The following is a 23,032-nucleotide window of genomic DNA, read 5'->3' on the forward strand; positions in this document are numbered from 1 at the left end:
AAGCCCGAAGCCCGAAGCCCGAAGCCCGAAGCTTCGAGCTTTGGTATTAATTGGGACGTTTGAGTGCGAGCTCAATGAGTAGGGGAAAGTGGTCAGAACCGAACTTGGGTAAGCGGCGCATTTCGACCAACATAAAGTGCTCACTATGAAACAAGTGATCGAGTGGCCAGCGAAGAAATGGGAGCTGGGTATGGAAGGTGTTAAAAAAGCCACGACCTTGGCGCGGATCTTGTAAGTTGCTGAGCTTGATGAACTCGCGTGTAGTGGGTGACCAAGCAACATCGTTGAGATCGCCGGCAACGATTACAGGCATGGTTTCCTGGGCGGCACGCTTGGCAATCTGAATGAGCTCGCGGTCGCGAGGTTGTGACGTTTCGTTTTCTGTGGGGCTTGGCGGCGCAGGGTGTACGCAGTGTAAACGCACGGTTTGTCCGTCCGGCATTTCGACATCAGCCTGAATTGAGGGCACACCTTCTTCAATAAGATGCTCAACGGCGACATTTTTTAGTGGCCAAACGGAATAGAGCATCATGCCGTAGAGGTTTTTTTGCGGCACTTTAACGGCATGCGGAAAGTCATCTTCAATATCGGTGAGCTGCTCTTGCCACCATGTATCGGTTTCGACAGCAATGATGATATCGGGCCGCTCGCGATTAATCATGCGCACCAGCTCAATAGCGTTACGGTTGGGTTGCAGCACATTCACCGTTAGCACTCGTAAGTGCTCTTCAATCGCTTGTTCGTCACGTGCTCGCTGATATTTTTGTACGTGGCGTTGTGCCAATGGCGTATAGGGAAAGACCCACCACAATTGCCAGGCGCAGCAGAGTAATTGCGTGGTCACTAATACCCAGCTGAGTGGCTGTGAAAACGCTAACCAATGTGCACTGGCTGCAAGTAAGGCGAGCGCCACGACGGTCAACTGTAAGCGTGGGAAGTCCCATAGACGAATGAGCCAATGGGAATTGCTGGAAAGCGGCAGCAGTGTAACCAGTGCGAGCAGTGCTGTGCAGGTACCGATAAGACTAACGGCGAGTAGCATAAAGGTAAGCGTCCTTGTTATGAACCTATTTGCGTAGCCTAACGTACTTTGAAACCCCTGAAAACTATTGTCAAAACCAGTATACTGGCGGGCATTCTTTTCGCGATGAGGCGAGACCAAGTGAAGTATCAAGATTTACGTGATTTTATTGCACTACTTGAAGAGCGCGGAGCGTTGAAGCGTATTCAAGTTGAAGTCGATCCTTACCTTGAGATTACGGAGATCGCTGATCGTACGCTCAAAGCGGGCGGTCCGGCATTGTTGTTTGAAAATGTAAAAGGGCACAGTGTGCCCGTGTTGGCGAACCTATTTGGTACGCCCGATCGGGTCGCGCTCGGCATGGGACAGGAATCTGTCACGGCCTTGCGTGATGTCGGTAAGCTATTGGCTTTTTTGAAAGAGCCAGAGCCACCGAAAGGTTTTCGTGACGCTTTGAACTTATTGCCAAAGTACAAAAAAGTACTGAGCATGGCACCGAAGAAAATCAAAAAGGCGCCGTGCCAAGAAGTCATTGAAAGCGGTGATGAGGTCGATTTGACCCGTCTCCCTATTCAGCACTGCTGGCCAGGTGACGTTGCACCTTTGATTACCTGGGGGTTGACGGTCACCAAAGGACCACACAAAGAGCGGCAGAATCTTGGCATTTATCGTCAGCAACTGCTTGGTAAGAACAAAATTATCATGCGTTGGTTGTCGCATCGTGGTGGTGCACTTGATTTCCAAGAATGGCAACGCCAGCATCCTGGTGAGCGCTTTCCAGTGGCTGTGGCACTTGGTGCTGATCCGGCGACGATATTAGGGGCGGTAACGCCAGTCCCTGATAGTTTATCGGAGTATGCTTTTGCTGGGCTGCTGCGTGACGCAAAAACTGAAGTCACTCAGTGTGTGAGTAATGACTTACAGGTTCCAGCGCATGCTGAAATTGTTCTTGAGGGCTATATTGAGCCTGGCGAAATGGCGCCTGAGGGGCCCTACGGCGACCATACGGGTTACTATAACGAAGTGGATGATTTCCCAGTGTTCACCGTGACCCATATGACGCGTCGCCGTGAGCCGATTTATCATTCGACCTATACCGGGCGTCCACCGGATGAACCCGCAGTGCTTGGCGTTGCCTTGAATGAGGTCTTCGTGCCGATTTTGCAGAAGCAATTCCCCGAGATTGTTGATTTTTACCTACCGCCAGAAGGCTGCTCATACCGTGTGGCAGTCGTCACCATGAAGAAGCAATATGCTGGGCACGCAAAGCGCGTGATGATGGGCGTTTGGTCGTTTTTACGTCAGTTTATGTACACCAAGTTCGTGATTGTCTGTGATGATGACGTTAACGCTCGTGATTGGAAAGACGTCATTTGGGCTATGACGACGCGCATGGACCCTGCACGTGATACGGTATTGGTTGAGAATACGCCAATTGACTATTTGGATTTTGCCTCGCCGGTTTCGGGGCTGGGTTCAAAAATGGGAATGGATGCCACCAATAAGTGGCCTGGTGAGACAGAACGTGAGTGGGGTGTCCCCATAGAGATGGACGAAGCGGTGAAACAACGTGTGGACGCGCTTTGGGACGAACTCGGAATTTTTGATTAGGATAAGCGAGCTTAATGAAACAATTGTTATGCCAAGTGACGGCATTGGAGTCACTTTCTCCTGCGGTGTTTCGCGTGGTTTTGACGCTGCCTGAAGCGATTGAATTTAATGGTGGACAATATGTGCAGGTTGTCATGGGGGAGCGTGATAAACGTGCTTTCTCTATTGCCTCATGCCCGTCGCAAACCACTGAAATTGAGTTGCACATTGGCGCGACGGCGGACAACCCGTATGCCATGCAGGTGATTGAGAAAGCACGCGCCGAGGGTGAGCTGGAAGTTGAGGTCCCCTTGGGGACGGCTTATTACCGTGCAGACAGCCAACGTCCGTTGGTATTGATTGCTGGTGGAACAGGCTTTTCTTATACCTGGTCGATTCTACAGGCGCATCTCAAAAGTGGCTCAACGCGTCCAGTAACCTTGTATTGGGGAGGACGCCAGGCGCAAGATTTGTATTACCATGACAAGCTGATTGCTTTAAGTGAAACCTATCCACAGGTGCATTATCGCCCAGTCATTGAGCAGGCTGATGCAAGCTGGAACGGTGCCATTGGCTTAGTTCATCATGCGGTGTTGGCGGAGCAATCAGATCTTAGCGAAGCAGATGTTTATGTTGCTGGGCGGTTTGAAATGGTGCGTGTGATCCGTGACGATTTCCATGCGCAGGGGCTACCACTCGAGCAGCTTTACGGGGATGCGCTAGCCTTCATTTAAGTGCGCTGTTATACTGCGCACGCAATTTACCAAGGGGTGTTCCTCTACGCAGCGCGTACGAGGGGCTGAGATGCACGATGCGAACCCTTTGCACCTGATCCGGTTAATACTGGCGTAGGGATGGTAACTAACACTCTTAGTCCATGTGAAATCCTGCCCGACCGGATTATTTCTGAACCTGAAGTTGAGGAAATGATCCATGTACTCTAAATCTCTTATCTGGTTTGCGTTGGCCGCTGCTGGCGTAACATCTACTGCTGCTACTGCACAAGAAACACCTGACGGTGTGGAACGCATCATCATTCAAGGTGAGTTCCGACAAATGGCTGTGCAAGAAGCCCCTACCAGCGTGACGGCTTTACTTGCGGAGCGCTTTGAGGAGCGCGGTGCGTTACATTTGGAAAACGCTTTAAACGCACTCGCCAACGTGAACTTTTCTGGTGGGACCTCGCGCACGCGATTTATTCAAATTCGTGGCGTTGGTGAGCGTAGTCAATTTGTTGATCCTATCCAGCCCTCCGTTGGCTTGTTGGTCGACGGGATTAATTACAGTGGCTTAGCGCAAGCGGCACAGCTGTTCGACATCAGCCAACTCGAAGTGTATCGCGGGCCGCAAAGCGGTCGCTTCGGTGCTGATGGTATGGCGGGAATGTTGGTCCTCGAAAGTACGCTGCCGACCTCAGAGACGAGCGGTGTGTGGGAACTTGGCGCGGCAAACTATGGTGGTTTAAGTGGTGGTTTTGCTGTGGGTGGTGAGCTGGCTGCATTGGGTCGCGCGCGTTTGAGTGTGTACCAGCAGCGTGACGATGGCTTTATTGAGAATAACTATCTACAACGCGATGACACCAATAAGCGCTCCGAGCGTAACTTCCGTTTCAACCTCTTTAGCGATATCGCCGACCATTGGCAGTTACGAACCACGCTACACGCCTTAAGCCAAGACAATGGTTACGATGCCTTCTCACTTGATAATGATCGAACCACCTTATCGGATCAGCCTGGCGAAGATGATTTACGGACGCGTGCGGCACGCTGGGCGCTAACCTATAGCGGTTGGCAGGCCGCGGAACTTGAAATGGCCTATAGCTATTTAAGCGCCGATAGCGTCTATAGTTACGATGAAGACTGGAGCTATGAAGGGATTGCTCCGGGCTGGGAATACAGCTCGTTTGATGCGTATGAAAGGGACCGTCGTGACCATGTTCTCGAAGCCCGTTTGGTGAGCGCGCAACCGGTGACTATTGCCGGTCTCAGCAGTGATTGGGTCGCAGGTATTTACCATCAACAACGTGATGAGCAACTTCGCCGAGACTTCTTTAACTGGGATCTCGACCGCGAGGATGTGTTTACCAGTGATTATGAAAACCGTCATACGGCGTTGTATGGTGAACTGTCACAACAACTGTCACCACAGTGGCGCTTAACTACCGGTGTACGCGTTGAGCGTTACGACAACAGCTACTTGGATAGCAACACTGTCGCGCAACAGCCCGAAGATACCATGTGGGGCGGCCGCATGAGCTTGAGCTATCATCCTGACGTCGACACTATGTGGTATGCCACGCTGGCGCGCGGTTACAAAGCCGGTGGGGTGAATGGCGAAGCTCTGGGTAAGGTGCAAGATGAAAGTTTGGTCGACCTACGCGATTACCTCCTCGCACGTGCAACCTTTGCGCCTGAATTATTAAGCAGTTTGGAATTAGGTCATAAACGTATCAGTGCCGATGAGCGTTTACAGTTACAAATCGCGGTATTCGCCCATCAGCGTGACGATGTGCAGTTGAAAGGCTGGGTGAACCGTGATCAAAGTTTTGTCGGTTACTTGCAAAATGCTGCTGAAGGCAAAGCCTTTGGTGCAGAGCTGGATATCACTTATGAACTCACCGATGCTTTGCAAAGTTTTGTTTCGATCGGTTGGCTTGATACTGAGATCGAAGGCTTCGTGACCGAAGATGGGGTTGATATGAGTGGCCGCGAGCAAGCGCACGCACCGACCTATCAATACAACTTAGGGGTGCGCTACAACCTCGCAGAGGCATGGAAGTTCGCGCTTGAAGTGGATGGAAAAGATGGCTTCTATTACTCTGATTCACATATGAGCCGCGCCGACAGTATGGCGGTGTTGCATGCGAGTCTGCAGTGGCAACAAGGTCCTTGGGCAGTGCGCTTGTGGGCGCGCAACCTAACTGATGAAGACTATGGCGTGCGCGGCTTCTATTTTGGTAATGACCCACGCAAAGAATACGTCACTGAAACGTACGAACAGTTTGGCGAGCCACGTCGTTTTGGTGTGACTTTTAACTATCACTTTTAAACCGAGGTAGCGCGAAGCAGATGATGACATTTCTCGTCGAACTCGGTGAGCAGGTGGCTGCAACTTCATTCCTAGAGTGGGTTGCAGTCGTTCTTGCCGTGATTTACTTGGTTTTGGCTGCACACCAATCCTTATGGTGCTGGTACGCGGCAGCGGTAAGTTGCGCGATCTATACGCACTTAATGTTCGCTGCAAACCTGTATATGGAAACGGTGCTGCAACTCATTTATATCGCCTTGGCGGTGTATGGTTGGTGGCAGTGGCGGTTTGGCCGAGGCAGTACTTTGGCAAGTGAAGTGCGGTCGTTATCGTGGCAGTGGCATCTCGCAATGTCGCTGGTCATGGCTGCGATAGCGGCAGTCATTGCCATGCTCCTGACGGCCTACACCAGTGCAGACGCCGTATGGCTAGATACCTACACCACTGTATTTTCGCTATTTGCAACGTGGTTGTTGTCGCGTAAACAGTTTGCCAACTGGTGGTATTGGTTGGTGATCGATAGTGTTTATGTGTACCTTTACGCGAGCAAAGGTTTTGTGGTCACAGGTGCACTTTATTTCGTATACCTTATACTGGTGTGCTATGCGATGTGGCAATGGCGAATCACTGAACAGGCGGACAAAGGTGCAGCAGCAGTGGCTAGATAGCTTACCGATACATGGTGTGATTAAGGCGGAGCCTTTGCTGCGCGGCGTAGCTAATAGTGTCTATAAAATTACGACCACTTCGGCAACGTACGTGTTAAAGCAGTTTCGTTTTGATCACCCCTATGGTTTGGATCGCGATCAAGAAGTAGACGTGCAACGGCAACTAGCACAACAGCAGTTGGCGCCGGAAGTACTGCACTATGATCAAGCCCAGGGGCTGTTGCTGCAAAGTTTCTTGCCCGGTCAAGACTTAGCGCATACGTCGCTGCCTATGGTTGATAAGTTACGCGAATTGGCTGAGGTATCAGCCCATATTCATCAGGTCAGTATTGTCGCGCCAGTATGGTCGTTGCGTGAGCGCTTGGTGCGCTACTGCGATGAACTGGCGCGTTTTGATGCAGAGCGCGCCAAGCAGTTTGAAAAACGCTTAATGAGTTTTCGGAAGCTATTGGATAGCTTTGCGACCCACCCTGTCTTTTGCCACAACGATCTCGGCTTCCATCATGTTTTTCTCACACCGACGCCACGTGTGATTGACTGGGAGTACTCTGGTCTGGGAGAGCGTTATTTTGACCTCGCCAATACGATTGCCGTGAACCAACTCGACTTACCTCACCGTAATGCTTTTTTAAACGCGTACGAAGCTGAGGCAGGCGTCACGTTGCAACGTGATTTGCTCGAACAATGGTTACAGCTGGTCGATGTTGTCAATCAACTTTGGTACGAACTTCATCATTATCTACAAAGGATTAGCGACTAAGGAGAAGCTATGCAGCAACGCACTTCGCAACGCGAATTAACCGAAAAGCTCTATGGTTACCTAGCGGAAGATGAAGATGCCCGGGTATGTAAAGATATTCCCGACGAAGCCTGCAATGCCCAACCGAAAGCCTTTGTGTTTCATCTTATTGCGCTGAGTATGACTAAGCTCGGTGATGCCCTAGTAAGCGCGCGTTTGGTTTTGCCTTGGATGCTCTCGGCGCTTGGTGCGCCTGCTGCGTTTATCAGTGCGCTGGTACCTTTGCGCGAGTCGCTCGCCTTGCTGCCACAGTTGGTGATTGCCCAACAACTGCGTGAGACGCCCGTACGGAAGTGGTTCTGGGTGGTCGGCAGTCTTGGTCAGGCAGTTGCCTTACTGGGGATGCTGCTGAGTGTCATTGGGTTACGTGGAAGTGCCTTAGGTTGGGCGGTTGTCTTGTTGCTAACGCTATTTAGCGTGGCGCGAGGTGTATGCTCGGTGGCGAGTAAAGATGTGCAAGGCAAGACCGTCTCGAAAACGCGTCGCGGACGCTTGTCGGGGCTGGCCGCAACGATTGCAGGTAGTCTGTCAGTGGTGACTGCGCTAGTGGTGCTCTTTGCCCCTCAGCTGATGTCGACGACCGCGAGTGAAGGTTCCACGTTGTTGTTCGCCGCATTGTTGGGATTGGGGTGTTTATTGTGGCTCGGTGCCGCGTTTGTTTACGCACAGATCCCTGAAGTGCCCGGCGCAACCAGTGGTGGCGGCAATGCCTTGGTGGAAGCACTGAAATCTCTACAACTGCTGTGGCGCGATCGTGCCTTTGGGCAATTCGTGTTAACACGCGCGTTGTTGGTGTCCTCAGCATTTGCTATCCCTTATATCGTCGTAATGATCCAGCGCAGCGGTGACTCTAGCTTAACCAGCTTAGGCGGTTTAATGTTAGCTAGCGGGCTGGCGGGCATGCTCGCCGGACGTTTTTGGGGGCGTTGGTCTGACGTTGCGAGTCATCATGTCATGGCCGCTGCTGCGGCTATTGCGGTTGTTGATATGGGCTTAGTGTTGGCACTCTTTCTTTGGGCGCCAGAGTGGTTGGCAATGCAGTGGGTCGCCGGTGGGGCTATTTTTATCGCCGCGGTTGCGCATCATGGCGCGCGGGTCGGACGCAAGACCTATTTGGTGGACATGGCCACGCAAGAGAACCGTGCGGCCTATACCGCGGTCTCCAATACGGCAATCGGTATCGTTTTGTTGTTAGGTATTGCGCTTGGTGCTGTCGATGCCTACTGGGGCGTTGAAATCGTGCTAGTGGTGTTGATGGCGCTAGGTAGTATCGCTGCGCTACGCGCTTTGGCTCTTGCGAATGTACAGAAACAGTAAAAAGCCAGCGTCGCTGCGCTGGCTTTAGTTTGAAAGGGGGAGAGCTTATTTCCCTCGAATGACACCGTAAAGGCCGACAATCACCGCGATAGCGCCGCCGATCAGGTACCACATTGCATTATCTGTTGGCTCACCAGTCACTGCATTTGAGATTTCAGATGCTGGCGAGTTGTATGCTTCATAGCCGAAATACAACAGGATAATACCAACCACAAGCAAGATAATTCCGATGACTTTATTCATGAAGTCTTCCTTTTCGTAAGTTTGTGTTGAGGTACTGCTGCATCAAGAATAGCAAAAAACCAGTGCATTACAACGCCACTGGTTTTTTGTCTTTCGGACTTAAGCGCCGAGGTAAGAGGTTAACATCCAAGCAGTTTTTTCCTGCTCTTTAATGTAGTCACTCATTAAAGCTGAGGTGCCTTCGTCACCGGCTTCGCCGGCCAGCTCTAACAGCTCACGCTGTAAACGAATGGTCACACGATAGCTGTCGAGGATTTCTCGTACACAGGCTTTACCGTCGTGAACATCTTTGATTTCTTGAATTTCACTACTGGTAATGTAAGTCGAATAGGCGTGCAAAGGACGTTGACCTAGGGTCAAAATACGCTCCGCGATTTCATCGACTTTCAGCAGTAAGTCGTTGTACGTTTCTTCGAATTTGGCATGAAGTTCAAAAAATTCTTGGCCTTTAATATTCCAGTGAAAGCCACGAACGTTCATGTAGAAAATTTGGTAGTTGGCTAGCAACGCATTAAGTTTTCCTGCGAGTTGCTCGGCGTGGTGTTGGTCAAGACCAATAACATTCAATTGTTGCATTGCAGACTCCTTGTTGGGGAACATAAAAACTTGATGTCTTTAATAATAATAGGGTCAGTATAGACCTTTTCAAGCCCCAACGAGAAGTCTGCTTTAGCGATTGGTTAAATCGATTTTTCCTCGACCTTGCCATCACGGATGTGTTGTTCACCGCGTTGCTTGGCCAATTGAATTTGCTTTTCACGCTCAGCAAAGCGTTGCTTTTGCTCTGCAGAGGTTTTGTCGAAGCAATGCGGGCAGCTCACACCTTTTTGATAGTGTTCTGACCGTTTCTCGTCCTCAGTGATCGGCATGCGACAGGCGTAACACTGGTCGTATTCACCTTGTTGCAGGCCGTGACGCACGGTCACGCGCTGGTCGAAGACAAAACAATCGCCTTGCCAAGTGGTGTCCTCTTCCGGAACTTCCTCAAGGTATTTCAGAATACCGCCTTTGAGGTGGTACACATCGTTAAAGCCGATCGACTTTAAGTAAGCCGTCGACTTCTCGCAGCGAATACCGCCGGTACAGAACATCGCTACCTTTTTGTGCTTTTCCGGATCAAGATGATCTTTTACATATTGTGGGAATTCACGGAAGGTATCGGTTTTTGGGTTGATAGCGCCCTCAAAGGTGCCGACCGCGTATTCGTAGTCGTTGCGGGTATCGATCAGTAAGACTTCAGGGTCACGAATAAGATCGTTCCAGTCTTTGGCCTCAACGTAAGTGCCGACCACGTTTTTTGGATCGACCCAGTCGATGCCCATGGTGACGATTTCTTTCTTGAGTTTTACCTTGGTACGGTAAAAAGCTTGCGTATCACTGGGGGATTCTTTGTGCTCAACGTCAGCGAGCTCTTCGCGTTGACGAATGAAGGTTAAGACGTTGTCGATACCCTCACGCGTACCACAAATGGTGCCATTGATACCTTCGCGAGCAAGCAAGAGCGTGCCTTTGACATCGTTCTCCACCATACAGGTGTAAAGTGGCTCACGAAAAGCTTCGTAGTCATTGAACTCAACAAATTTGTAGAGCGCAGCGCAAATATACATAGTGTTTTCCTTTTGGCGATTCGGAACGTAAATCCGAGGTCAAAATTTGCGCGCGCATTCTAGCATAAAATTACTCGCTGAGCAGCTGTTCGACGTGTTTACGTAAACTGCCTAAACCGTACTGCTCGCCAATGGCAAGCGCTTCCTCTTTGCTCGCACCTTGATGCCAAGCAGCGCGCAGCGCCATCATCGCTCCAACACGGTTACTGCTGGCGCAGTGCATAAAGACGTTTTGCTGCGCATTCGCCGCCAACGTTTGATGTAAGCGCGCCACGTTTTCCTCAGAAAGGTCATCGGCACCGGCGATAGGAATGTGGTAGTAAGCCATCTGTTGCGCAGTGGTCCATTGGGCTTCATGAATATCACGCATTTCCGGGTGACTGCGGAAGTTGATGACAGCGCTAACACCCGCTTCGTTGAGGGCCACAAAGTCGCTCATTTTCGGCTGCCCCCCGGCCATAAGATGCGGGCTTGGGTGGGAAAAGTTCAGAATGCTTTGCTGCAGTTCTGCGGTAACCTGTGTGGGTGCTTCGTCAGTTTTTTGCGTATTCGCAGTTGACTGGGCACAACCGACAAGCGCTGTGAACGAGAGCGCAATAAGTGACACTGTGAAGGGTTTCATATCAAGTTCCTATCGCTGAAGAATCGGGTGCGACCTACAATGCCGCACCAAGTCGCTAGCCTACCGCGGTCGCTTTGGGTAGGATGAGCGTTATGCATGGAGAGGATAGCAAATGAGTGAAAAAAACGCAGGACTAATCGTCGCACACAGCCACAGGTTAGAGGATTTAACCGCGCTCGTAGTGGAGTTGACGAAAGTCGCGCCTTTGCCACCGTTGGCGTCGGAATGTGTGTTAGTGCAGTCCAACGGTATTGCGCAGTGGTTGCAGCGTCACCTTGCTGAAGCTATAGGGATTGCCGCGATGTTGGACGTGACCTTGCCCGCACGTTTTCAGTGGCAAGCGTATCGGGCTGTGCTTGGCAATGATTTACCGCGCTATTCCCCATTTGATAAAGAACGCCTAACCTGGCGCTTGTTGCGACTCCTCCCTGAACACCTCCACGAACCTGAATTCGCAGCGCTGGCTCGGTATGTTGAAGATGACACTGAGCAACGTAAGTTATATCAACTCAGCGAACGGCTGGCCGACTTGTATGATCAATACCAAATGTATCGCGCCGATTGGTTGGCGGATTGGGCCGCTGGCGGAGCCATCATGGCTGCTGGTGAAAACGCTTGGCAGCCAAAACTGTGGCGCATTGTCTTAGCCGATGTGGGCGACCAAGGGTTAAGTGACCGAGCGGCGTTACACCGTCGCTTTGTTCAGGCGGCGCAACAACTCACGCCTTCACAACGGCCATCAGGACTCCCTCCTCGAGTGGTGGTGTTTGGTATTTCCAGTTTACCGCAGCAAATGATCGAAGTACTGGATGCGTTGTCGCATTGTTGCCAAGTGATTCTTTGTGTACACAACCCGTGCAAGCACTTTTGGATGGATAGTATTGATGGGCGTGATGTGTTGCGTGAAATCACGCGCAAACGGCAGCAACGCAAACCTGGCCAAGCAGAGCTTGTGCTGGCCAACTTACACACGGAAACCCATCCCTTATTGGCATCTTGGGGCAAGCAAGGCGGCGACTATATTCGCATGTTGGATGCGTTCGATGCCACCGAGCAGCGCGCCCGTGATTTCCCGTCGCTGCGTTTTGATCTTTTTGATGATGCTGAGGAGGCAACGACCTCGCAACTGCGTCAATTGCAAAGTGATGTCTTGCATTTACGCAGCGTGCAAGAGGCACAGCCTTACTGGGAGCAGCTTGCCGAAGATCAGTCGTTGCGCTTTATGAGTTGTCATAGTCCGCAACGCGAGGTGGAAGTGTTGCACGACCAACTGTTGGCGTTGTTTGCCCAAGACCGTGGACTCAAGCCCAGCGATATCATTGTCATGGTGCCAGATATCGACGGTTACGCACCGCACATTCATGCCGTGTTTGGCCGGTATCCACGCGAGGATAAGCGGCGTATTCCCTATACCATTGCCGACCAAGGGATGCGTCATCGCCATCCTTTATTGATGACCTTGGAATATGTGCTGCAGTTGAACGTGCAACGGCTCAAAGCCAGTGAAATGCTTGATATTTTGCAAGTCGAAGCCGTGCAGCAACGCTTTGGTCTTAGTAGTGAAGATGTGGAGCAGTTACAGCAGTGGTTGCGTGATGCTGGGGTGCGCTGGGCGCTGCATGAGCAACACCGCGAGCAGCTCGGCTTGCCGGGCGCGCAAGGGCGCAATACCTGGTGGTTTGGCTTAAGACGCATGCTGCTAGGTTATGCGGTTGGTTTTGTTGACGGGTTCGAGAGCGAATGGCAAGGTTTTGAAGCCTACCCCGAGGTAGGGGGGCTAGAAGCAAACGCTGTCGGAGCCTTGCAGCAGTTGGTGCGGGTACTTGATGATGTGTTACAGCACAGTACTGTCGCGCAAACGCCGCAGCAGTGGACACAGTATTTGCTCGATGTCATGCAGCGGTTGTTTGCCAGCGACGATGACCATGAAGCTCTGCTTTTAAGTCGCTTACGGAGTCAGCTCGAAGCTTGGTTGGATGCTGTCGATGCGGCGGAGTACGACGCACCACTACCGTTGTCCGTAGTGGTAGAAAGTTGGCTGTCAAAAGTCGATGAGCACCAATTAAATCAACGCTTTTTGGCCGGTAGTGTGAACTTTGCTACCCTCATGCCGATGCGAGCGATTCCGTTTAAAGGGGTCTTTTTATTGGGCATGAATGATGGCGAGTACCCGCGTCAGCGCAAGCCGTTTGATTTCGACTTGATGATGCATGACCACCGCCCTGGTGATCGGTCGCGACGTGAAGACGACCGTTATTTGTTTTTAGAGGCACTGTTGTCTGCGCGGCAATGGTTTTACCTCAGTTGGTGTGGCCGGAGCATCAAGGACAATACCGAAAAGCCGCCCTCGGTATTGGTTGGCCAATTGCTTGAACACTTGCAACAACTGGGACAAAAAGCTGCGATCGAACAGCACTTCTTGCAACCGTTTCATCCGCGTTATTTTAGTGACGCAGCGGATGCGCAACATTATTTTAGCTATGCCCATGAATGGCAAGCGATTCACACGACGACCTTAGCTCCGAGCAATAGCGCGACCAGCTTACCTGCGTGGTTGCCAGAAAGCCCAGTGACGATACGGCAGTTGTACCATTGCTTTATGGAGCCTGCCAAGTGGTTGATGCAGCAGCGCTTTCAGTGTTTTCTTCCGGAAGCTCGCGTGGATAGTGACGATGATGAACTTTTCCGTTTCAATGGCTTACAACGTTGGCAATTTACCCAAGCGCTCAGCGAACCTTTGTTGGAGGCCTTGCAGCGTGGTGTCGAAAGTGAGGCGTGGCAGCAACAACTCGATGCGCTCATTTTACGTTGGCAACGGCAGGGCGCGTTAAGTGTCGGGGCTGCGGGCATGGAGCAGCAGCAACAGTTACGAGAGGCCGGTCAGGCCTTTTGGGCGCAGGCACAACCTTGGGCAGCGCGTTATCCAGAATGGTTGGCACCGCAAGATGTCCTGTTTGGCAGTAATGGTCAATTACAGGTGCGAGAAACCTTTCGAGGAGTACAACGTAGCGCCACGGATAAGCTGATACGGATAAAGCTTTCGGCCTCGCGTTTAGCCGATAGTAATGGCAGTTTGCGCTTAGCTAAACTTGCGGAAACATGGTTGGAGCACCTGCTGCTCAATAGCCAGCAGCCGTGCCAAACGGTCGTACTGAGTGTGGAGAAGGAGATCGTTCTGCCAGCCCTAACACAAACAAATGCGCAAGCTGCTATGGAGCGACTAAGTCATTGGGCGAGTGTTGCCTTAACGCAGCCGTTGCCAGTGCATTTTGAACTGGTGCTGGCGGGCTGGCAGAGCCTATTAAAGAAAGGCTTAGCGGAAGTGGTCGAGGCAAGTGAGCGTCCGTATCTTAATGCGGTTGCCGAGACGCTGTACAGCCAAGGCGATCGCCATTTAAATGTTGCGCCATTAGCGGTCTCTGCGGCTTATTTGGGACGCTTTTATCCGCATTGGGAGACGCTGGTCGCTGCGGGTGAGCAGAACGATTTTATTACTGAGGTATACCTGCCAATGTTGAGCGCTTTGGCTGAAGGAGAAGCGCAATGAGTCAGCCACAGCAGTTACAGCCGTTACACTTTCCACTACGCAACAGTCATCTTATTGAGGCCAGTGCGGGTACCGGAAAAACCTATACCATTGCCGCTTTGTACCTGCGTTTAGTGCTGGGGCACGACCCTGAAGATGCACAACAGCAAGACGCCGGCGCACGTATGAAAACGCCTCGTGAGATTCTCGTGGTGACGTTCACCGACGCTGCGACCCAAGAGCTGCGAGAGCGTATTCGTGCGCGTTTGACCGAGGCTGCGGCAGTGTTTCGTCAAGAACGGGAAGTGAAGGACCCTTTTCTGTTGCAGTTGCGTGCCGCTTACGCCGAAGCACAGTGGGCGGAACAAGCTCGAGTCTTAGATCTCGCTGCACAACAAATGGACGAGGCGGCCGTATCGACCATTCACGGTTGGTGTAATCGCATGTTAAGTGAGCATGCGTTTGCCAGTGGCAGCTTGTTCTCGCAAACCTTAAATACCGACACACAAGAACTCTGGTTGCTGGCCGCGCAAGACTATTGGCGCACTTACATTGCCAAGTTGGCGACGGAGCAATACACGCACTACCAAGTATTCACTGAGATGTTTGCCTCACCAGAGGCATTGATCCAACGCTGCCGAGGCCTGCCAGCAAGTCCCCCAAATGATGACGACTTGGTGGTGGTTGAGCGCTACGTGCAAGCGCTCCAAAGCTTACGTACAACGTGGTTGGATAGTGCGCGCTGGCAACCGGCCTATACAGACTTCATGGATTGCTTCGTACACGCCTTGCCTGATCTAAAGGTCGATGGTCGCAAATTACGGCGGAATAATTTAGAGAATTGGATGCAACAGCTGCAGGAGTGGTTACAGGCTGTCGCGACATCGCCAGTGACCGCGCCTTTGACGCCACCTTTTAAGGAGGCCGCCCAGCGGCGCTTGACGCCAGATGGCTTGGCTGAAGCGTGTAAGTTTGAATTGTCCGAAGCGCAACTTGCCTTGCCGCGTCTGTTGGAGCAGCTATACGCTGCGGTGGCAGCGTTACCTGATCCGCAACGCGCCTTGCTGCAACATGCCGGAGGGTGGTTGCAGCAACGTTTTCGTTCCTTGCAGCAACAGCGTGCCGAGATCGGTTTTGATGACATGCTAACGCGGTTGCGTGATGCGTTGCGCCAGGATGTTGAAGGACGTCTTGCCAGCCAATTGCGGCGACAGTTCCCGATCGCGATGATTGATGAGTTTCAAGACACCGACCCCGTTCAGTACGAAATCTTTGATCGCATTTACCAGGTTGCCACCACCCCAGATGATGTTGGGGTGTTTCTCATCGGCGATCCTAAACAGGCGATCTATTCGTTTCGCAACGCAGATATTTACACCTATTTGAAAGCGCGTGCCGCGACCCATGGCCGGCACCATACCTTAGCCACCAATTTCCGCTCAACACAAACTGCTGTTGCGAGCGTGAATGCTTTGTTTACACAGGCTGAGGAAAGTACGCGTGGGGCGTTTCGTTTTAAAGCCGATAACGGCGACAATGCGATGCCCTTTATCCCTGTGCAAGCCAATGGTCTGTCGTCTGCGTTTACCGTCGATGGTATCGCTCAGGAAGGCCTTGGCATGCTGGTGGTTGAGCAAGAGAAGGCGACCAAAGCTCAGTTAGACCGCCTGCTAGCAGAGCAGTTTGCGGAAGCGATTGCGCAGCTTTTAAATAATCCGCAGGCGCTGTTAAGTGATAGCGATGCGAGCAAAACGCGCAAAGTGGCTCCCAAAGATATCGCTATTTTGGTCGAAAGTGGTGCGCAAGCACAGTTGATGCGACAGGCGTTACGGGCACGCCAGCTGCGTAGCGTTTACCTTTCTGAGCGCGACTCGGTGTTTGCCGGACGCATGGCGCAAGAGCTGTATACGGTCTTGCTGGCATGCGCTAGCCCCCGTGATCCTCGGCGCTTGCGAGCCGTTTTGGGCTGTGACCTGTTGGGCTATACGCTGACAGATATTGAGCACATTCACGTCGATGAGCTGGCTTGGGATGATTTTGCCGTGCGCTTTGCGGGCTATCATGAGTTGTGGCACCACCACGGTGTGTTGGCCATGGTGCAGCAGTTGCTACATGATTTTCAGGTGCCGGCGCGTCTGTTGCAGCAGCAAAGCGGTGAACGTGAACTAACCGACCTGCTGCATTTAGCGGAGCTGCTGCAGCGTCAAGCGCAGCATGTTGAGGGGCAGCATGGTTTGCTGCGTTTTATGGCGGAACACATGGTGCAGGCGCAAGAAGAGAACCAACGTGCCAACTCCGCAGAGCTGCAAGTGCGCCTTGAAAGTGATGCTGATTTGATCCAAGTGGTCACCATTCATAAGTCGAAAGGTTTGCAGTATCCACTCGTATTTTTGCCATTTATCAGCAGTGGACGTGAACCTAAAGTGCATTTGCCACAGCGTTATCATGACGCCAACGGTGATAGCGCGGTGGCCTTTGATGCAAACGATAGTGATGCCATAGCACGTATTAAGGAAGAACAGTTCGCTGAAGAGATCCGCAAACTCTATGTTGCGGTCACGCGGGCTCAGTATGCTACTTATGTTGGAGTTGGGAACTACCGTAACTTGAGCAAATCGGCATGGTATTACCTGTTTAGTGCGCGCGACAATGCCAAGCTCGCGGCGACCGATTTGGTGGTGCCGGAATTTAGTTTCCAGCTTGCCAGTGCTCAGTTGCAAGGCACTACACTTTATCAGGCGCCGCACACCGCACCTCCGCAGTTTGCCGCACGGCAGATGCCCGCAATGCATCACTTCGAGCCCTGGTGGATGGCCAGCTATAGCGCTTTGCGCTATGGCGAGTGGGTTGCAGAAGATAGTGTCCAGGTCGGACAGGTATTAGAAGCGCGGCATGAGCAAGCTGAGGTTGAACAAGCACCAACGCAGATGACGCTGCATAGCTTTCCCCGCGGCGCTGAGCCCGGTACCTTTTTACACAACTTGCTAGAGGCTGCGGCTGAAATGCCGTTCCGTGCCTTGGCGAACGATGCCGAGTTGTATCACGATTGGCTCAACGAGCAATTAAAGCATGTTGAGGATGAAGCACAGCGCCAGATCTTGCAGGACTGGTTATGGCGTTATTTGCAGCAGCCTTTTGCTTTGGACGAACATACCCCCGCCGTTACTTTAGCTGAGTTGAGTACCTACCAAGCTGAACCTGAGTTTTGGTTCCCAGCGCATCATGTGTCGGCGCAGCAATTGGATCAATGGGTGTGTCGTTATGTGTTGCCTGAAGCGCCTCGGCCGCGGGTCTTGGAACAGCAATTGAATGGTATGCTCAAAGGCTTTATCGACCTAGTGTTCGAATGGCAAGGCAAGTATTACGTGGCCGACTATAAGTCGAACTATTTGGGTGCCGATGATAGTGCCTATACCCAAGCAGCAATGACCGACAAAATGCTGGCAAGTCGTTATGATCTGCAGTTGGTTTTATATACCTTAGCCCTGCATAAATTGCTCAAAGCTCGCCTTGGTGATGTCTATGACTACGACACTCACGTCGGAGGAGGGTTATATCTCTTTTTGCGGGGCTACAATGCGGCTACCGCTGGGGCTTTTTATCATCGTCCGGAGCGAGCGTTGATTGAACAGTTAGAACGGTGTTTTGCCGGTGAGGAAGCGCCATGCAATTAATTTCTATATTACAGCAATGGCAGCAACAGCAATGGATTCGCGCGATCGACCTGAGTCTTGCGGAATTTATTGTGGAAAGCCTCGGTAGCGATCATGAAGCGGTGGCGTTTTTGGCGGCACTCACCAGTTATCAACTGGGTCGTGGTCACCCCTGCTTGGAGCTGCAAAGCTTACGGCGTGATGCCTCTGCATATCTGCAGTTACCGCCTGAACATGCGTCGTTTGAGAGTCGGCAGCAATGCAGTATGCCCACGCACGCACTGGCGTTGTTACCGGATGATTGGCAGACCTTGCTGCAGCAATCGGCTGCCTGTGAGGGAGCTGCCTCTCCGCTGGTGCTGAGTGCCGGCCAACGCTTGTACTTACGCCGCTATTGGCAGTACGAACAAGACATCAAAGCTGACTTGGCCGCACGTTGTCAGGCGCAGAGCGCGTGGACAGGTGAGCAATTGAAACCCACCCTAGATAAGTTATTTGGTGTTAGCGCTACGATCAGTTGGCAACGCGTCGCCTGTGCGATGGCAGTGCGTAGTGGGTTTACGATTATCACTGGCGGGCCGGGCACAGGGAAAACTTATACCGTGGTACGTTTGCTCGCGACCTTACAAGAGCTGCGCGAGCAAGAGGGGCCGCTCAGAATTCATTTGGCGGCGCCGACGGGGAAGGCGGCTGCACGGATGACCGCTTCAATTGGCCGTGAAGTCGGACAGTTGCCGACGCAATATGCAGCCTTGCTTGGTGAGGCGCAGGCGGTCACGCTGCATCGTTTATTAGGTACCCAGTCGCATACCCGCACCTTTCGTCATCATCGCCAACGGCCATTGTTGACCGACGTGGTGATTGTTGATGAGGCATCGATGGTAGACATTGAAATGATGGCCGCACTTACTGCGGCGTTGCCTGCTCATGCCAAACTGATCTTGTTGGGCGATAAAGACCAACTCGCCTCGGTAGAAGCTGGCGCTGTGTTAGGGCAATTGTGTGAACAAGCTGAACATGGGCATTATACGCCTGAATTGGCGCAGTGGCTGGCAGCCAGTCATGGTGTTGCGTTACCGTCCTCGATGATTGATGCTAAAGGCGCCGAGCGGTGGCCGTATCTACAGCATACGGTGATGTTGCATGAGAGTCGTCGCTTTGATGCGGAACGTGGGATTGGCAAATTGGCAGCTGAGGTGAATCACCAACAAACCCAATGGTTGCGTGAGTGGCTACCTCACTCCGCGGCATTTGCAGAAGCAGACGCCGCGATGGCGAATATTGCGGCGTTGCCAGTAACCCATAACAGTGCTCCAGCATTTCGTCAGTTAGTTGAAGAGGGCTATGCGCCGTTACGGGATCTTTTGCAGCAGGACGTTGCTGAGCTAGAGCGCGAACCATGGGGCGAAGCGGTGTTGCAGCAGTTGGAGCGATTTCAATTGCTCGCGGCGATGCGTAAAGGTGACTGGGGGGTTGAACGCTTAAACCAACTGGTAACGCTGTGGTTGTTTGGCGATGATGTTGCTGCAGACAAATGGTTTGCTGGTCGCGTCGTTATGGTCACCAAGAACGACTACAGTGTTGATTTACGTAATGGTGATATCGGCTTAGCGGTACAAACCAATGCCAATGCGCCATTGCGGGTCCTGTTTCGGGGGCCGACAGGTAAACTACGTTGGCTCTTGCCCTCGCGTCTTGCGCATGTGGAAACCGCCTTTGCCATGACCATTCATAAATCACAGGGATCGGAATTTACCCATACGGTGGTAGTGATGCCTGACCACGATGCTCCGATTCTTAGCAAAGAATTGCTTTATACTGGCATCACGCGCGCCAGTGAGCGGTTAACCCTCGTCTATGCTGATAGTCAAGGTGTGTTGCAAGCTGTGCAGCGACGGATCGAACGCGGAGGAGGTTTGCGCGATGACACCAATTAAGATTTCACAACGCGTAAGTATCAGCGAGCAAGAGGTTGAATGGCAATTTGTCCGCTCCAGTGGCGCGGGTGGGCAAAACGTCAATAAGGTGGCCACTGCGGCGCAGCTTATTTTTGATATTCAGGCTTCATCATTGCCAGATTTCTATAAGCAACGCTTGTTGGCCAAGCGCGATCACCGTATTACGCCGAGCGGAAAAATCATTATCAAGTCGCAAAGCACACGCAGCCAATTGCAGAATCGCGAACTGGCGCTGGAACAGTTGATTGAGCTTATTTTAAGTGTCAGCAAAGTTGAGAAGAAGCGCATTCCCACCAAGCCAAGCAAAGCCAGCCAAAAGCGTCGTGTTGAGAAAAAGAAACAGCGTAGCGGCGTAAAATCCATGCGACAAAAACCATTGGTCTAAATCGACTTGCTGGTTGGTTGTTGACGCGCCATACTGCCTAGTGAAAGCTACATAAAAACAACAAACAACTAGGAAGCGATAATGGCAAAACAACATTTTAAACGGAGCCTACTAGCAACGTTAGTGACCTCGAGTACGCTGGTGTTGGTTGGCTGTGGTGACGGGTATGATCCCGCTCCTGTGGATGACGTCGTCATCACCAATCCTGCGCCAACCGGTCTGATTAGTTTCGCCCCCAATGGACAATTAGCAGCGGACATCACTTGGACCGATTATGGTGTGCCGTACGTGAACGCCGAAAACCTTGAAAGCCTCGGCTACGGTGTTGGGTACGCGTTTGCTCGCGACAACATCTGTATTTTGGCCGATCAAGTAATTAAGTTTAATTCGCAACGTTCGATGTACCTTGGACCTGACCGTGTCCCAGGCAGTGGTGACTCTGACAATATTGTGAATGACTTTGGCTTTTTAGCATTAGGCATTCGTGACAACGCAGAGCAAGGCTTTGATCAGCTTAGTGAGCACTCACAAGCCCTGATTACTGGCTATGCAGCTGGCTATAACCGTTATTTGGCAGATACAGGTGTTGACCATATTGACCCACAGTGCGCGGGTCAGCCGTGGGTACAGCCAATCACTCCAATTGATCTTGTGACCTATGCGCAAGGGGTAGCTTTGTTGCCTGGTGCTGCCAACTTTACCGGTCCACTCTTTCTTGCCGTGCCCCCGAGTGAAACCAGTGGCGCGACCAATAAAGCAACAGGTGAAGGGCTTGCTTTGTCACCCATTGCCGCGCAACACGCAACGATCCCAGATACTAACCCAACTGAGTCAGGCTCGAATGGCTGGGCTATTGGTAAAGATTTAAGTGCCACAGGGCAAGGGATGCTTATCGCCAACCCTCATTTTCCGCATACCGGGAACCAACGCTTTTGGCAATTTGGCGTGGAAATTCCTGGCGAGTTGAAAGTTGTCGGAGGCTCGCTATCTGGTATGCCGGGCATCGTCAACATTGGTTTTAATGAAAATGTCGCCTGGACCCATACCTTTTCAACCGCATCACGCTTTACCTTGCATCGCTTGACGCTCGACCCAGATGTACCGCAAGGCACGTCTTATGTGCTCGACGGTGAATCGGTACCGATGACGAAAAAGTACCACGAAATTCAGGTCGCGACCGGCCCAGACAGCTTCATGACGCTACAACGCTCAAGTTATCACAGCGAGTTTGGCCCGATTATTGTGGTACCCAACACCCTAACCTGGGGCAACGACCCATTCACGGGCGGCCAAGTGGCATATGCCTTACATGATGCAAACTTGCCTAATTTTGAGTTGTTTGACCATTGGCTTGGAATGAACCGCGCCGACAGTATCGACAGCTATAAGCAAACCTTTGTCGATTACACCGGGACGGTGTTTAACAACGCCATGGCGGTCGATAAAGACGGCAATGCGTTCTTTACCGACGGATCATCGGTGCCAAATATTGTGCCTGAGGCACTGGCGGCATGGTCGCAAAATCCGTTGTACCAAGGGCTAACGCAACAAGCTGGGTTATTTATTTTCCCAGGGGATGAGCGCTTGTATCTGCCACAAGGGACGGTACCTTTTGCCCAAGCACCGCAATTAGAGCGTACCGACTTTGTGCAAAACTCGAATGATAGCTTTTGGCTCACGAACCCAGCTGCACCTATCAGTGGTGTGTCACCCTTATGGGGACCTGTTGGCAATGAACAAAGCTTCCGTTCGCGGATGGGGCAAAAGATGCTGGCACAAGGCGGTTCGGTGGATGGCAAGTTCACCCGCGAAGATTTGATGGACCGTTTGATCAACAACCGAGCGTGGCTCTCAGAGGCCGTTTTAGCTGATTTGGTTGAGCATTGCCAAGCCCGCGGTACGACACCGGTCATGAGTGCTACCGGCACCAGTGTTGATATTTCCACAGGTTGTCAGGCGTTAGCGCAGTTTGATGGACGTATGAACCTCGATAGCGTTGGTGCCATGATGTTCCGTGAGTTCGCTACCGAGTTCCGTCGTCAACCGCAATGGCAAGTGGCGTATGATCCGGCGCAACCTGTGACCACACCGCATACGCTCGCGCAAAACGCGATTGTGTTGCAGCAATTGGCAACGGCGCAAGAACGTATTGAGAACGCTGGTTTGGCGGTGGATGCACCCTTAGGTGCGGTGCAGTTTGTTGAGCGCAGTCTACCGAATGGTCAACCTTCAGGGCAGAAGCTTCCTTGGGGTGGCGCTAATAATGTTGAGGGCGGCTTTAACGTCTTCCGTAGCAACATGAGTAACGATGGTACGGCATTGCCACGGCATACCTACCCATTGTTGCCTGGTTCGGATTTGAGCGCTGCTGCTGGGGGCTATCACATTACTTATGGTTCAAGCTGGATGTTTGCGATGGAGTTTACCGATGAGGGGCCTGTAGCCAATGGGTTGCTGTCGTATTCTCAAGCATCCGACAGTCGTTCGTACCATTACCTTGATCAAACCTTGTTGTATTCAGCCGAGCCACAACTACGGACGTTGCACTTCCAGCAGGAAGATATTGCTGCCGCTGCGGTGGAACAGTTGAGCTTAACTGGGGAGAGTGTGCGCTAG

Annotated in this window: 16 protein-coding genes and 1 riboswitch; of the genes, 11 read left to right on the forward strand and 5 right to left on the reverse strand. The window is 52.0% G+C overall.

Features of this window, described 5'->3' with window-relative positions:
* Positions 1-46 precede the first annotated feature (46 nt).
* Positions 47-1,042, reverse strand: a complete 996-nt coding sequence (locus G535_RS12750) for an endonuclease/exonuclease/phosphatase family protein (protein WP_034727394.1) — start codon at positions 1,040-1,042, stop codon at positions 47-49.
* A gap of 120 nt (positions 1,043-1,162) precedes the next feature.
* Here G535_RS12750 and ubiD point away from each other — a divergent pair, with 120 nt between their 5' ends.
* The 6 genes from ubiD (at position 1,163) to G535_RS0102825 (ending at position 8,422) form a co-directional block, all read left to right on the forward strand.
* Positions 1,163-2,632 carry a 4-hydroxy-3-polyprenylbenzoate decarboxylase gene (ubiD, locus tag G535_RS0102800; protein WP_026860673.1) on the forward strand — a complete coding sequence of 490 codons (1,470 nt, stop codon included), beginning with the start codon at positions 1,163-1,165 and terminating at the stop codon, positions 2,630-2,632.
* A gap of 14 nt (positions 2,633-2,646) precedes the next feature.
* A complete protein-coding gene (gene fre / locus G535_RS0102805) occupies positions 2,647-3,345 on the forward strand; it encodes an NAD(P)H-flavin reductase (protein WP_026860674.1) in 699 nt (232 codons plus the stop codon).
* Positions 3,346-3,367: 22 nt separating this feature from the next.
* Positions 3,368-3,483, forward strand: a riboswitch (TPP riboswitch).
* 61 nt (positions 3,484-3,544) lie between these two features.
* The gene (locus G535_RS0102810) at positions 3,545-5,659 is read left to right on the forward strand and encodes a TonB-dependent receptor (protein ID WP_026860675.1); all 2,115 of its coding nucleotides are present in this window, start codon (positions 3,545-3,547) and stop codon (positions 5,657-5,659) included.
* A gap of 20 nt (positions 5,660-5,679) precedes the next feature.
* Complete coding sequence (pnuC, locus tag G535_RS12755; protein ID WP_051206919.1) at positions 5,680-6,306, forward strand: nicotinamide riboside transporter PnuC; 627 nt, start codon at positions 5,680-5,682, stop codon at positions 6,304-6,306.
* Entirely contained in the window at positions 6,284-7,066 is a 783-nt protein-coding gene (locus G535_RS0102820) for a phosphotransferase (RefSeq protein ID WP_026860676.1), read from the forward strand. The genes pnuC and G535_RS0102820 overlap by 23 nt, the downstream gene beginning before the upstream one ends.
* 9 nt (positions 7,067-7,075) lie before the next feature.
* On the forward strand, positions 7,076-8,422 hold the full coding sequence (locus tag G535_RS0102825) for an MFS transporter (protein ID WP_026860677.1): 1,347 nt from the start codon (positions 7,076-7,078) through the stop codon (positions 8,420-8,422).
* Positions 8,423-8,467: 45 nt separating this feature from the next.
* Here G535_RS0102825 and G535_RS0102830 read toward each other — a convergent pair whose 3' ends face one another.
* From G535_RS0102830 to G535_RS13795, 4 genes are all read right to left on the reverse strand, one after another.
* Positions 8,468-8,665, reverse strand: coding sequence for a DUF3185 family protein (locus G535_RS0102830; RefSeq protein WP_026860678.1), 198 nt, complete (start codon positions 8,663-8,665; stop codon positions 8,468-8,470).
* 99 nt (positions 8,666-8,764) lie between these two features.
* The gene (locus G535_RS0102835) at positions 8,765-9,241 is read right to left on the reverse strand and encodes a Dps family protein (RefSeq protein WP_026860679.1); all 477 of its coding nucleotides are present in this window, start codon (positions 9,239-9,241) and stop codon (positions 8,765-8,767) included.
* 104 nt (positions 9,242-9,345) lie between these two features.
* Positions 9,346-10,272, reverse strand: a complete 927-nt coding sequence (gene trhO / locus G535_RS0102840; protein ID WP_026860680.1) for an oxygen-dependent tRNA uridine(34) hydroxylase TrhO — start codon at positions 10,270-10,272, stop codon at positions 9,346-9,348.
* A gap of 70 nt (positions 10,273-10,342) precedes the next feature.
* The gene (locus G535_RS13795) at positions 10,343-10,894 is read right to left on the reverse strand and encodes a protein tyrosine phosphatase family protein (protein WP_051206920.1); all 552 of its coding nucleotides are present in this window, start codon (positions 10,892-10,894) and stop codon (positions 10,343-10,345) included.
* A gap of 112 nt (positions 10,895-11,006) precedes the next feature.
* Between G535_RS13795 and recC the strand changes: the two genes are divergently transcribed.
* From recC to G535_RS0102870, 5 genes are all read left to right on the forward strand, one after another.
* Entirely contained in the window at positions 11,007-14,441 is a 3,435-nt protein-coding gene (gene recC, locus G535_RS0102850; RefSeq protein WP_034727398.1) for an exodeoxyribonuclease V subunit gamma, read from the forward strand.
* Positions 14,438-18,094 (forward strand): exodeoxyribonuclease V subunit beta, encoded by a 3,657-nt coding sequence (recB, locus tag G535_RS0102855; protein ID WP_026860682.1) that lies wholly within the window; start codon positions 14,438-14,440, stop codon positions 18,092-18,094. Before recC ends, recB begins: the two co-directional genes overlap by 4 nt.
* Positions 18,085-20,010 carry an exodeoxyribonuclease V subunit alpha gene (gene recD / locus G535_RS0102860; RefSeq protein WP_026860683.1) on the forward strand — a complete coding sequence of 642 codons (1,926 nt, stop codon included), beginning with the start codon at positions 18,085-18,087 and terminating at the stop codon, positions 20,008-20,010. The genes recB and recD overlap by 10 nt, the downstream gene beginning before the upstream one ends.
* Complete coding sequence (arfB, locus tag G535_RS0102865) at positions 19,997-20,416, forward strand: alternative ribosome rescue aminoacyl-tRNA hydrolase ArfB (RefSeq protein WP_026860684.1); 420 nt, start codon at positions 19,997-19,999, stop codon at positions 20,414-20,416. Before recD ends, arfB begins: the two co-directional genes overlap by 14 nt.
* Positions 20,417-20,497: 81 nt before the next feature.
* Entirely contained in the window at positions 20,498-23,032 is a 2,535-nt protein-coding gene (locus G535_RS0102870; RefSeq protein ID WP_084616766.1) for an acylase, read from the forward strand.

Source organism: Pseudidiomarina sediminum DSM 21906 (assembly GCF_000423165.1).
Classification (GTDB): Bacteria; Pseudomonadota; Gammaproteobacteria; order Enterobacterales; family Alteromonadaceae; genus Pseudidiomarina; species Pseudidiomarina sediminum.

Bases quoted from the DNA above. Each gene is read 5' to 3' on its own strand.
- G535_RS12750 (WP_034727394.1), bottom strand. From the start codon at position 1,042: ATGCTACTCGCCGTTAGTCTTATCGGTACCTGCACAGCACTGCTCGCA.
- fre (WP_026860674.1), top strand. From the start codon at position 2,647: ATGAAACAATTGTTATGCCAAGTGACGGCATTGGAGTCACTTTCTCCT.
- G535_RS0102810 (WP_026860675.1), top strand. From the start codon at position 3,545: ATGTACTCTAAATCTCTTATCTGGTTTGCGTTGGCCGCTGCTGGCGTA.
- pnuC (WP_051206919.1), top strand. From the start codon at position 5,680: ATGATGACATTTCTCGTCGAACTCGGTGAGCAGGTGGCTGCAACTTCA.
- G535_RS0102825 (WP_026860677.1), top strand. From the start codon at position 7,076: ATGCAGCAACGCACTTCGCAACGCGAATTAACCGAAAAGCTCTATGGT.
- G535_RS0102830 (WP_026860678.1), bottom strand. From the start codon at position 8,665: ATGAATAAAGTCATCGGAATTATCTTGCTTGTGGTTGGTATTATCCTG.
- G535_RS0102835 (WP_026860679.1), bottom strand. From the start codon at position 9,241: ATGCAACAATTGAATGTTATTGGTCTTGACCAACACCACGCCGAGCAA.
- trhO (WP_026860680.1), bottom strand. From the start codon at position 10,272: ATGTATATTTGCGCTGCGCTCTACAAATTTGTTGAGTTCAATGACTAC.
- G535_RS13795 (WP_051206920.1), bottom strand. From the start codon at position 10,894: ATGAAACCCTTCACAGTGTCACTTATTGCGCTCTCGTTCACAGCGCTT.
- recC (WP_034727398.1), top strand. From the start codon at position 11,007: ATGAGTGAAAAAAACGCAGGACTAATCGTCGCACACAGCCACAGGTTA.
- recB (WP_026860682.1), top strand. From the start codon at position 14,438: ATGAGTCAGCCACAGCAGTTACAGCCGTTACACTTTCCACTACGCAAC.
- recD (WP_026860683.1), top strand. From the start codon at position 18,085: ATGCAATTAATTTCTATATTACAGCAATGGCAGCAACAGCAATGGATT.
- arfB (WP_026860684.1), top strand. From the start codon at position 19,997: ATGACACCAATTAAGATTTCACAACGCGTAAGTATCAGCGAGCAAGAG.
- G535_RS0102870 (WP_084616766.1), top strand. From the start codon at position 20,498: ATGGCAAAACAACATTTTAAACGGAGCCTACTAGCAACGTTAGTGACC.